This is a genomic window from Paenibacillus sp. CCS19, assembly GCF_033239625.1.
Classification (GTDB): Bacteria; Bacillota; Bacilli; order Paenibacillales; family Paenibacillaceae; genus Paenibacillus_T.
Genome location: NZ_BTCK01000031.1, coordinates 42,048 through 54,052, shown reverse-complemented (window position 1 = coordinate 54,052; position 12,005 = coordinate 42,048). Strand labels below are relative to the sequence as shown.

The 12,005-nt window shown below is 54.0% G+C and carries 9 protein-coding genes; 5 read left to right on the top strand and 4 right to left on the bottom strand.

Annotated elements, in window-relative coordinates; genetic code table 11:
* Positions 1–258 precede the first annotated feature (258 nt).
* Together SBI19_RS19770 and SBI19_RS19765 are read right to left on the bottom strand one after the other, a co-directional pair.
* A complete protein-coding gene (locus SBI19_RS19770) occupies positions 259–1,089 on the bottom strand; it encodes an ABC transporter permease (RefSeq protein WP_317971260.1) in 831 nt (276 codons plus the stop codon).
* A gap of 67 nt (positions 1,090–1,156) precedes the next feature.
* The gene (locus SBI19_RS19765; protein ID WP_317971259.1) at positions 1,157–1,936 is read right to left on the bottom strand and encodes an ABC transporter ATP-binding protein; all 780 of its coding nucleotides are present in this window, start codon (positions 1,934–1,936) and stop codon (positions 1,157–1,159) included.
* 830 nt (positions 1,937–2,766) lie between these two features.
* On the opposite strand from SBI19_RS19765, the gene SBI19_RS19760 reads away from it, so the two are divergent.
* The 3 genes from SBI19_RS19760 to SBI19_RS19750 all read left to right on the top strand — a co-directional run bounded on the left by SBI19_RS19760 (position 2,767) and on the right by SBI19_RS19750 (position 5,909).
* Positions 2,767–3,693 carry a TauD/TfdA dioxygenase family protein gene (locus tag SBI19_RS19760; RefSeq protein ID WP_317971258.1) on the top strand — a complete coding sequence of 309 codons (927 nt, stop codon included), beginning with the start codon at positions 2,767–2,769 and terminating at the stop codon, positions 3,691–3,693.
* A gap of 78 nt (positions 3,694–3,771) precedes the next feature.
* On the top strand, positions 3,772–4,827 hold the full coding sequence (locus SBI19_RS19755; protein WP_317971257.1) for an aliphatic sulfonate ABC transporter substrate-binding protein: 1,056 nt from the start codon (positions 3,772–3,774) through the stop codon (positions 4,825–4,827).
* A gap of 161 nt (positions 4,828–4,988) precedes the next feature.
* Positions 4,989–5,909, top strand: coding sequence for a TauD/TfdA dioxygenase family protein (locus tag SBI19_RS19750; RefSeq protein ID WP_317971256.1), 921 nt, complete (start codon positions 4,989–4,991; stop codon positions 5,907–5,909).
* A gap of 545 nt (positions 5,910–6,454) precedes the next feature.
* Here SBI19_RS19750 and SBI19_RS19745 read toward each other — a convergent pair.
* On the bottom strand, positions 6,455–7,297 hold the full coding sequence (locus SBI19_RS19745; protein WP_317971255.1) for a LysM peptidoglycan-binding domain-containing protein: 843 nt from the start codon (positions 7,295–7,297) through the stop codon (positions 6,455–6,457).
* 263 nt (positions 7,298–7,560) lie between these two features.
* On the opposite strand from SBI19_RS19745, the gene SBI19_RS19740 reads away from it, so the two are divergent.
* Both SBI19_RS19740 and SBI19_RS19735 read left to right on the top strand, forming a co-directional pair.
* Entirely contained in the window at positions 7,561–9,729 is a 2,169-nt protein-coding gene (locus SBI19_RS19740) for a DNA topoisomerase III (protein ID WP_317971254.1), read from the top strand.
* A 140-nt stretch (positions 9,730–9,869) separates the two neighbouring features.
* A complete protein-coding gene (locus SBI19_RS19735; RefSeq protein ID WP_317971253.1) occupies positions 9,870–11,357 on the top strand; it encodes a nicotinate phosphoribosyltransferase in 1,488 nt (495 codons plus the stop codon).
* Here the strand turns inward: SBI19_RS19735 and SBI19_RS19730 are convergent.
* The gene (locus tag SBI19_RS19730) at positions 11,354–11,884 is read right to left on the bottom strand and encodes a hypothetical protein (protein WP_317971252.1); all 531 of its coding nucleotides are present in this window, start codon (positions 11,882–11,884) and stop codon (positions 11,354–11,356) included. The two genes, SBI19_RS19735 and SBI19_RS19730, sit on opposite strands and share 4 nt — an antisense overlap.
* Positions 11,885–12,005 lie beyond the last annotated feature (121 nt).

Genomic DNA, 12,005 nt, shown 5'->3' with positions numbered 1-12,005 from the left:
CCGGCGTTGCAGTTCGTACAATAGAAATCGCTGTTGGAGTGGCAATATTGCGCTGCCGCTGCAATCTGTGCATAGAACCAACCGTTAATCGTGTTGATGCCTCGTTTACGATCGAAAGGTCGGAATTCTGCTGCACAGTTTGCAATGGGAGTGTTTAAATGAGGGGTATGAGGTACATTCCATTGTATGTTTTGCAACAGACAGACTGCTGTCACTTAACTGCTGTACGAGTGGTTAGTTATTTAGTCACCTAGTCATTCAGCCTTTAAAGCTATCCTGCCAGCGCAGCAGACGCTGCTCCAGTACGCGGACGATCGAGTCGGACAATTTGCCGACGATCGCGAAGATCGTAATGCCGACGAACACGACGTCGGTCTGCACGAACGAGCGTGCGTCCTGAATCATGTAGCCGACGCCGCTCTCCGCGCCGAGCAGCTCGGCGACGACGAGGCAGAGCCATGCGATGCTGAGCGACAGTCGCGTGCCGAGCAGAATGTTCGGCAGGGCGGCCGGCAGCACGAGACGAGACGTCCGCTTCCACCAGTTGAACTCCAGCACGCGGCCAACGTCGAATAGCTTCGCATCCACATTGCGAACCCCGAGGAACGTGTTCACATACATCGGGAAGAATGCGCCGAGCGATATGAGCAGCACCTTCGACAGCTCGCCGAAGCCGAACCACATAATGAACAGCGGCGTGATCGCAAGCAGCGGAATCGTCCGCAGCATCTGGACAGTGGGGTTCATCACTTCCTCGACCTGACGGGACATGCCGACGAGCAAGCCGATCAAAAGACCCGCGCCGCCGCCGAATAGGAAGCCGAGCGAAGCGCGGACGAGGCTGATGCGGAGATGATGCGGGAGCTCGCCCGTCTTAGTGAGCTCATAATATTGTTGCAGAATGTTCCATGGAGACGAGTACATCGTCTCGGAGATGGAGCCGTTGGAGGATAGAATTTGCCACAGTGCAATGACCACTGCAGGGATAATGGCACCGCGCACCGCGCTTTTCCAAGGGAATGCACGTTTGCGCCGTTCGATATTAGGCGGGGCAGCTTGCTCGCTGCGCACGGCAATGGTAGACGTCATCTTCAATCATCCTTTCCTTATCAGGCGGCTTGAAAGCCGTACTGTATGTCGATCCCTAAGAAGCGTGCTAGATCGTATAGCTCGGCTCCTCCGCATCCGAATGCTCCAAGCTGCGCAGCACATGCGTCCGAATATCCTGGAATGCTGTTCCTGTGCGCTTGCGCGGGTACGGCAGATCGATCGGGATGATCGATTTGATCCGGCCAGGCTTTGCATCCATGACAACAACGCGGCTCGAGAGGAAGACGGCTTCGTCAATATCATGCGTGACGAGCACCATCGTCGTGCGGTTCGTCTGCCAAATATCGAGCAGCGCTTCCTGAAGATGCGCACGCGTGAAGGCATCGAGCGCACCGAAAGGTTCATCAAGCAGCAGTACCTTCGGCTTACGCAGCAGCGCTCTTGCGATTGCGACCCGCTGCGACATGCCGCCGGAAATTTGACGCGGATAAGCTTTCTCGAAGCCCTCGAGCTTGACCAGCTTAATCAGCTCATTGACGCGATTGCGAACCTCAGGTTTACTGAGCGGCAGATCGGCTGCGATATTGCTCTCCACATTAAGCCAAGGGAATAGGCGATGCTCTTGAAAAATAAACCCTTTCTCCTGCGACGGCCGTTCGACCTTGCGGCCTTCGATGTTGACGCTGCCGCTGTAGTCGGTGTCGAGACCGGCAATGATTTTGAGCAGCGTGCTCTTGCCGCAGCCGCTCGGACCAATGACCGTTACGAAGTCGCCTTCGGTCGCTGCTAAGCTCATCCGATCGAGTACATGCGTAGTTGTGGCGCCGTTTCGAAAGATTTTGCTGACGTTGTCGATCTCGAGCAGTGCTTTTGTCGTCGTTGTCATGTTCAACACATCCTTTTGGAAAAGTAATGGCATGAGAAAACTTCTATCGCGGCCTTTAGAAGATGAGCGACCGCGTTTAGATGTAGGTTTTATCGCCAATAAGAATTTGTTTTTTTTTCGAGTGACTCGAAAACTTGTACCTTCTTATGTGGTAAAAAAAAGGAGATTCGGGCAGCTGGGCGTATAGCGATGGCAGGGTGTCTGCCACGCAAACCGCTTGCTTGCTCCGAATCTCCATTCGTATGGTCGATTCTATGAGAAGTTTGACGATAAGTAATTCGTTTCGCCTGAATTAATTCCTATCATATCACTCGGAATTAAACCTGTCAATAACATATTATTCGCACCAATTAACTATGCATTGTCTGCTGGCTGCAACTGAGAAGCCCCCCTTAATAATTATCGTGCTATAGATGAAGCGATAAAATCACAGAAATATCTATCGAACAAAGTTTTAAAAACCTATTGACAAACTCGGAATTAAATTGATAAGATTTAGCCATCAGAACGACGCACCAACAAAGCAACAATGAAGCACAAGCATCACAGCATGAACAATAGAGGTTAATCAACTTCTTGTATAGCTGGGATCGACTGGACAACCAGAGATTCATGGATATAGCAAAGCGCAGCATCAAGACAGAGCGGGCAAGATGCTCTTAAGACTTGATGCACCATGCTCGCAGCGATCATCTCACTTCGTGAGAAACGCTTGGGAGCATGGCGCCCATGCTATAACTGTGAATCTCTTTTTTTATCCTCAATCCCTACTAAACAGGTATGTAAACTAATAAACTACCGACTAAAACGATGATTAGGAGCTGATTCTCATGACAAACCAAACGATTGATTATCTATCCCGCAGCTACGCGCCTAAACGCAAAAGACATGCAGGCATCTACCAACTCCGCCGTCTGCCAGAGGGTGTAGAGGAGCAGCCATACACGCTGTTCACGGTTAAGCCGCTCGGCCCGATCATCGGTGCAGAGATTGAAGGCGTAGACCTGAGCCAGCCGGTGGGACCAGAGCTTCAAGCTGAAATCCGCCGCGCTTTCCTCGAATACAAAGTATTGTTCTTCCGCAATCAGGATATTACGAACGAGCAGCATCTTGCATTCGCGAAGCTGTGGGGCGAGCTGGAGAAGCATCCCTTCCTGCCGCAAGGCAACACGGAAGAAGTAACGCGTTTCGCGAAAGACAAGAACGTAACGGGCATGGAAAACATCTGGCACACGGACGTAACTTGGCGCGTAAATCCAGCGTTCGGTTCCGTACTCCGCTTGTCGGAAGTGCCGCCATTCGGCGGCGACACGCTGTGGTCCGACCAGGCAGCAGCTTATGACAACCTGCCGGATGAGGTGAAGGAACGCATCGACGGTCTGAAAGCGATCCATGACTTCACGCCTTCGTTCGGCCGTGCACTGACGCCAGAGCGTCTGGCTGAGAAACAAATCGAGTTCCCAGCTGCTGAGCATCCGGTTGTTCGCACGCATCCGGAGACGGGCCGCAAGACGCTGTTCGTCAATGCTGCTTTCACGATCCGCATCGTTGGACTGGAACCAGAAGAAAGCGAAGAGCTGCTGCAATACCTGTTCGCGCAATCGAGAATACCAGAGTATCAAGTACGCTTCCATTGGGAGAAAAACTCGATCGCATTCTGGGACAACCGTGCGACGCAGCACTACGCCGTATCCGATTACTTCCCGAACGTCCGCGTAGCAGAGCGCGTGTCGATCGTCGGAGACATTCCTTACTAAGATTCGATTATTTAAATAGAGAAGCAATATCGGCCTAATTACTATACAAATAGCGTTCAGATCGAGGGGGAAACCATCATGGTGAAGTGGACAAGAGCAGGTTTGGTCATGGCATTGGCAGTTATATTAACGTTCGTGGTAGCGGCATGCGGGGAGAAGAAGGACAGCGCGACAGATAAGTCGGCACAAGCTTCGTCTCAGACGACAGAAGGTGCAGCGGCGTCCGATGAATCATCCAAGCCAAGCGGCGATAAGATCAAGGTGAACATTGCGATCAACGGAGGACTCAGCCCGCTCATTATTGCGCAAGCGAAGGGCTTCTATGAAGAAGCCTTCAGCAAGCTGAACGCCGAAGTTGTATGGAGCAAGTTCCCGAGCGGCCCGCCGCTGCTGGAATCTCTCGTAGCCGGACGCGTCGATCTATCGTTCCTCGGGGACGGTGCGACGATCGCGGGTCTGTCGAACAAGCTGCCATTTGAAATCATTGGCCTAAACTCTGAGGGCAAATCCAGTGCGCGCCTGCTCGTTCCGCCTAACTCCCCGATCCAGAAGCTGGAGGATGTAAAAGGCAAGACGATTGGCCTGCCGAAGGGCACGGTAGCTAACGTTTATTTGATCAAGGTGCTTGACGCTGTTGGTCTGTCGATCTCGGACGTTAACGTCATCAACCTGCAGATGGATGATGCGCAAGCGGCCTTCGAGAGCGGCAAGCTGGATGGCTGGGTCGCATGGGACCTTTACATTACGCAAAATGTGAATAACGGCAAAGCGCGTATTGTCGAGTCGGATACGACTGTGCTATCCCCGACGTCGCTTATTGCGCACACGAAGTTTGCGAAGGAGCATCCCGAGCTTGTCGTCGAGTTTCTGAAGGTGTACAAACAGACGGTCGACTATCAGCTTGCCCATGCAGACGAAGCTGCGCAGATCTTCTCGGAGCAGACGAAAATGTCCGTCGATACGGTTAAGCAGGTTCTCGCGAACTCCTCGCCGATCCTGTCGGCGTATACGCAGGATGCGCTTAATGCGCAGCAGGCTTCCAGCGATATTTTGCTCGAGAACAAGTATATTAAAAACCCAATTACGTTCAAAGAAGCAGTGAACGACACGTTCGTCACGCAAGCTTTGAAATAAATCGACATCAGGACTCGCATCATGGCTGAAGGCTTAGAACTAGCTTCGATGCGGTCTCGGGCTGCAGAGGAGCTAGCGCATCGTATCGCGCCGGCTCCTTTGTCGTTTGTACTGCAAATGGAGCTGACGCACAAATTCATTATTTATTCGGAGGGATTCCCATGAGCGAAGCAATTAACAATCAGCAAGTCCTGTTGGAAGTAGTACCGGTAGCAGGTCGTATTGGTGCAGAGGTTAGAGGAATCCGGTTGTCCGGCGATCTGGATCAAGAGGAAATCAATGCGATCCAGCAAGCGCTGCTGCAGCACAAAGTATTGTTCTTCCGCGGTCAGCAGCATCTGGACGATCAAGAACAAGAACGTTTCGCGAAGCTGCTTGGCGAGCTTTATGCCCATCCAACAGTACCGGTCAAAGAAGGCACGAGCTCGATCCTTGAGCTGGATTCGGAGCATGGCGGCCGTGCAAACTCGTGGCATACAGACGTAACGTTCGTAGACGCTTATCCGAAAGCATCGATTCTGCGCGGTGTCGTTATTCCGGCGGCAGGCGGCGATACGGTGTGGGCGAATACGGCTGCAGCTTATCAAGATCTCCCGCAAGAGCTGAAGGATCTGGCTGACAACCTGCGTGCAGTGCACTCCAATGCATACGATTACGCAACGGCAGTTCGCAAGGAAGTGTCGGAAGAAGCGTTGAAGAAGCACCGCGCCGTATTCGCATCGACGGTATATGAGACGGAGCATCCTGTCGTTCGCGTCCATCCGGAGACGGGCGAGCGCCATCTGCTGCTGGGTCACTTCGTAAGACGTTTCGTCGGCTTCCGTTCGCAGGACTCCGAGCGTCTGTTCAACATCCTGCAGGAGCATGTCGTTCGTCTGGAGAACACGGTTCGCTGGCGCTGGGCGGAGGGTGACGTTGCGATCTGGGATAACCGCGCGACGCAGCACTATGCGGTTAACGATTATGGACAACAGCACCGCGTTGTGCGCCGTGTAACACTTGCTGGCGATGTGCCGGTAGGCGTAGACGGTCGTTCGAGCCGCGTGATCAAGCCAGTGGCTGAAGAGCAGCAAGCTCAGTAATAATAAAGTCATAGAAATGGACAACGGCACCCCGTCAAGGGTGCCGTTTATTGTGTTCCTATATTTAACCACATAAGAATTGACAAGTGTCCGAGTCCACTCGGACGTGCAAATTCTTATTGGCGATAAAACCTACCTAAGAGCGCAGTCGCTCATCTTGAATTGCTTCGATAAAGGTTTTCTCACCGGTGCGCTGACGATGCGCGTTGATTCCCCGGTTCGTTAGTTGAATCATGTGGTTGTGCCCAGTTCCGCTATGCTACAGCAAAGCTTAACTAAAACAACGAAAGCCCTACCTCTCTTTCGTCCTTGCGGCTCCGAAGACCGCGCCAGTGTGAATCAGCGAATGGTGTTAGGCGAGTGAACAACCAACCTTCGCCAGAGCGGCGGATACGGGCAGAACGAGAAGCTATTTGCCAGGAAAAATATCTTCTAAGAGGAATCCTGCGGGGTTAAATATAGACATGTAACTACTAATATAACAGATCAATAGGTTTCGCGCAACATGTAATCACAAATTTTCTAGTCATTTACATTCGAAGTCGTTATCCAAGCTCCCACCACTTCAAGTTCAAGAACGGATCGATTGCCGTATAAGGACTGCGTTTGTACATGCCAAAATGCAGATGCGGATCGAACATTCCCTTCGTACCTTCGGGGCCGTAGCCCGTGCTGCCGACGTAACCGATCAGTTGTCCGGCCGCGACGACGCTGCCTTTGACGATGCCGGGTGCGTACTTGGACATATGTGCGTAGTAAAATTCCGTGCTGTCGTCGACGCGGATCGTCAGCCGCCAGCCGCCGAGTTCAAGCCAGCCGGCTTGGACGACGGTGCCGCTCATCGCGCTGTAGATTGGCGTACCTTCGGGCGCCATAATATCAACGCCTTCATGCGATCGAACGGCGGAGCCGTCGGTCGACCAAGTACGGGAATCCGCGAACGTATTGCTGAATGGCGAATAAGTACCCTTTTTCAAAGGAAAAATACCCGTAAGATGTGACGCAGGCTTGATTGGAACGTTGATCGTTAAGCCCGGCCAGATCGCATTCGGGTTAGCCAGCTGAGTGTTTGCAGCGAGCAGCTTGGCGAGCGGTACGCCGAGTCGATTCGCGATGATCCACATCGTGTCGCCTGCACGTACGCTGTAAGTCGACAGATAGGATGGGGACGGCACCTGGAGCTGCTGCCCGTCAAGCAGCATGTCCGACTTCAACCCGTTAGCGGCTTTAAGCTGAGCTATCGTTGTGTTGTATCGCGTGGCGATCGACCAGAGGGAGTCATTCGGTTGAACCGTGTATGTGGCAGCGAAGGTGGATGCAGGGGCGGACAGTGTGCCGAGCAATGCGGCTCCAAGGAGCAGGGTGGACATCGTTGTACGTAAGCGCATGATACACCTCTTTATATGTATGTTGTAAGCCCTTACAGCTATTAAACCAGCCAGCCTCCACAGCTGTGAACCAGTAAATGTTGGAATAAAAAAGACTTGCGCCAGCCGCTGCGTGCTGCATGTGCAAGTGATTGGGAAAGCGTATGTAAGATCATAGGCAGTGCTCCCGCGGAATAGCGGGCGTACTGCTTATTTTTTTGACTTTGCGAAGCTCAATGGCCGATAATGGGACCATTACGTTGTTTTCAAGGGGAGAACAGAGGATGAAATCGCTCGTATTAGCGGAAAAGCCAAGCGTAGCGCGTGAGATCGCGCGTGTACTCGGCTGTACGAATAAAAATAAAAGCTACATCGAAGGGCCTGCCTATGTCGTCACTTGGGCGCTTGGCCATCTCGTCGGACTCGCGGAACCGGAGGATTACGATCCCAAATATAAGACATGGAACCTGGATGATCTGCCGATTATGCCGGATCGTATGAATCTTAAACCGCTTCGGGAAACGTCGGGGCAGTTCAAGGCAGTGCTTGGTCTATGCAAGCGCTCTGACATCGGAGAGCTTATTATTGCAACGGATGCAGGTCGCGAAGGCGAGCTTGTCGCGCGTTGGATTATGGAGCTCGCGCGCTGGAACAAGCCGTTCAAGCGGTTGTGGATTTCGTCGCAGACGGACAAGGCGATCAAGGACGGCTTCGCATCGCTGAAGCCCGGCCGCGAATATGACCGTCTGTACGCGTCGGCTGTATGCCGAGCGGAAGCGGATTGGCTGATTGGCCTGAACGTGACGCGCGCGTTGACGAGCAAGTACAATGCACAGCTGTCAGCAGGACGAGTTCAGACGCCGACATTGGCTATGCTGATGGATCGCGAACGCGAGATTAACGGCTTCCAGCCGAAGCCGTATTGGACGGTTGCGGCCGAGTTCGGCGGCTTCCAAGCGGCATGGCGCAGCGAGGAAGGACATGACGGCAGGCTGTGGACGCGGGAAGAGGCAGAGAAGGTTATCGCTAGGACGAACGGCAAGCCTGCGGTCGTTGATCGGCTGCGGACAGCCGAGCGCAGCGAACCGCATCCGCTCGCTTATGATCTGACCGAGCTTCAGCGCGATGCGAATAAACGGCTTGGCTTCTCGGCGAAGCAGACGTCGAACGTGCTGCAGCGGCTCTATGAGCAGCATAAGCTCGTGACATATCCGCGGACGGACTCGCGTTATCTATCCTCGGATATGGTCTCTACGCTCAAAGGACGGATGGAGAGCATCGCGGTTGGTCCTTATGCAACCGTAGCGCGGAAGCTGCTCCGCTCACCGCTGGCGGTTACGAAGCGCATCGTCGATGACAGCAAAGTAAGCGATCACCATGCAATCATTCCGACGGAGCAATATGTGAATCTATCGGCGCTTAGCCCGGAAGAGCGCAAGTTGTATGATTTAATCGTTCGGCGTTATATCGCGTTGTTCAGTCCGCCATGTCGTTATGATGAAACGAGCGTTGTCGTGCGAGTGGGCGAAGATCGCTTCTATGCTCGCGGCAACGTATTGAAGGATGCGGGCTGGAAAGAAGCCTACGGCAGTGTATCCGCGGCAGATCTAGACGGTGAAGACGACGGCAGCGGCGACGGAGCCGATGAGGGGGCAGGCCGCAGCGGCGGCGGGCAATTGCTGCCGCCGCTTAACGCGAATCAATCGCTAACATTCAAGCAGAGCCGGCTTCGCGAGGGACAGACACAACCGCCAGCACGATATAATGAAGCGGGCTTGCTGTCCAAGATGGAGAAGTACGGCCTAGGTACGCCTGCGACGCGCGCCGACATTATCGAGAAGCTGCTCTCTTCGCAGACGATCGACCGTCAGGGCAGCCGTCTTGTACCGACAGGTAAAGGCAAGCAGCTCATTGAGCTGGCGTCGAAGGAGCTTCGCAGCCCAGAGCTGACGGCCGAGTGGGAACGCGAGCTGGAGCGCATCGCGAAGGGACAGGGCAATGCCAAGCAGTTTATGTCCGGCATTCGCCAGAAAGCAGCTGCGTGGGTGGAGGAAGTGAAGCAGGAGACGAAGGAATATAAGCCTCACAACCTGTCGCACTCGCGCTGCCCAGACTGTGGCAAGCCGATGATCGAAGTGAATGGCAAGCGCGGCAAGACGCTCGTCTGCCAAGATCGGGAGTGCGGCTTCCGCCGCGCGGCAGAACCTGCGTTGTCCAACAAGCGTTGTCCGCAGTGCCGCAAGAAAATGGAGATTCACACGGGCAAAGCCGGCAAGTACGCGCAATGCCGCCGCTGCAATGTGATTGAGATGCTCGAGGATAAGGCGGGAGGCGGTCGCGTCAACAAACATCAACAGAAGCGGATGGTTGAGCAGTACAGCGATAAGGTGACGTTGTCCGGCGGATTGGCTGATGCATTGAAGGCGGCGCTTGAAGGACAGAACAAAGACTAACAAGCAGTCTTCTGAACTGCAGCTTAGACGCAGATGCTCCCCTTTAGAATGAAGGAGCCGAAAAGGGAGTACCTTACTGTTGAACAACCTCTTGAAGCAGCAACTCGCACCGTAATACGACTAGTGAAGGACGATGGGCGATGACGATCCATTTTGATGGAGCGGGAGGCCGGGAGTACGGGCATCTGGCGCTTCATACCGATAAATATCAGATCAATATGATGTATGCGCATTGGAAGAACGGCACCCATAATCGGAAGGCCGTGTTCGAGGCTTACTTCCGGAAGCTGCCGTTCGGCAATGGCTATGCGGTATTCGCCGGCTTGGAGCGTATTGTCGATTATATCCGTTCGCTGAGGTTTCATGAACATGAGCTGGCTTTCCTTCGGGATCAGGAGGAAAGGTATGATGAAGGGTTTATCGAAGAGCTGCGCAGCTTCCGCTTCACAGGGGATATCTTCGCGGTATCCGAAGGGACGTTGATCTTCCCGAATGAACCGCTTGTTCGGGTAGAAGGAAGAGTCTTCGAGGCGCAGCTTGTGGAGACGGCGCTGCTCAACTTCATGAACTATCAGACGCTCATCGCGACGAAGGCGGCGCGCATTCGCCGGGCGGCCGAGCGCGATGTGCTGCTGGAGTTCGGGACGCGTCGGGCCCAGGAGGCGGAGGCTGCTGTATGGGGAGCTCGCGCTTCCTATATTGCCGGCTTCGATGCAACGTCCAACATGCGGGCAGCGATGTTGTTCGGCATTCCGGCGAAGGGGACGCATGCCCATGCTTGGGTGCAGGCGCATGACAGCGAACAAGAAGCATTCGACCGTTATGCGGAGGCGCTGCCTGATGATGTGACGCTGCTCGTCGACACATACGATACGCTCGTAAGCGGCGTTCCCCACGCCATTGCAACGGCGCACAAGTTGGCGGCGATGGGCAAACGAATGAGCGCGATTCGGCTCGACAGCGGCGATCTTGCGTACTTGTCGAAGGAGGCGCGTCGTCAATTGGACGACGCGGGCTTCGGCGATGTACGCATCGTCGCATCGAACGATCTCGATGAGTCGATCATTGCGGAACTGAAGCTGCAGGGTGCCCGTATTGATACTTGGGGTGTTGGCACGCAGCTCATTACGGCATCGGATCAGCCGGCGCTCGGCGGCGTATACAAGCTGGTCGCCCGTGAGGCGGTGCAGGGCGAAGAGCTTGTGCCCGTCATCAAGCTGTCCGGCAATCCGGAGAAAGTATCGACGCCAGGCCGCAAGGATGTGTACCGTCTGGTTAACAGAAGGACAGGCCGGGCTGAGGCGGACTACATGGCTTTCGGGTGGGAGAATGATGTGAAGCGCGGCGAACGGATCAGATTGTTCGATCCGATGCAGACGTATCGCCAGCGCTTCATGACCGATTATGATGCCGTTCCGCTGCTCCAGCCGATCATTGTTGGCGGAGAGTTAGTGGCAGAGCTGCCGAGTCTTGCTGCGATTCGCGCCGAGCATCGCCGTCAGCTTGAGATGTTCCCGACCGAAGTGCTGCGCAAAGTGAATCCGCAGCCTTATCCGGTCGTGCTGAGCGATGCGGTATGGGAGCAGAAGAGACAGCTGATCGAGCAATACGGCCCGCAGCAGCATTAAAGTCGAAGGGCGGAGAACTCGCTGACCTGTCCTCGAATATAAGCGGCGATTAGTCTGATGGTCTCGGGCATAGCTTGAACCAGGCGCGCCTCTAAGGCAAGGATGGAGGCCGCATACATACAATTGCTGTTATAGATGGATTGTGCTTCGTTCATCGTGATCGCATGCTCTCCGCGATGCGGGAGGTGTGCGGTCGCGGCATGAATATCATCAAGAAGAGCTGACATGGCTGCATCTCCGAACATCCGAAGCCCTGCCTGCATGCCGGTGAAGCGGGCAGGGATGTGGAGGAAGAGCAAGCATCGCCAGTGGAATTCGTCTGTTCCTCTGATCGCATGCGTCAAGAAGGTCCAGACTGCGAACAGCGCCTTCTCGCCGTGCTCGAACGATTCGAACAGCAAGGCGATATTACCGTCCTGTGCCGATTGCTCTTTGTAACGAGTGATTAATGGCTGAAAACAGAGCTTAATGAGCGCTTCGTTGTCCATAGCGGCTAGATCATCCGTATTCAGTAACAGAATAAACATTCCTCCTTAGGGTCGGTCGTAGACCTTATTCGATTATTACATCCATTTCATGCGGAATAAATAGTTTCCAGTTCTCATTTGATTTGAAATGACCCGTCCAAAATGGGAAAACAGCCTTGTT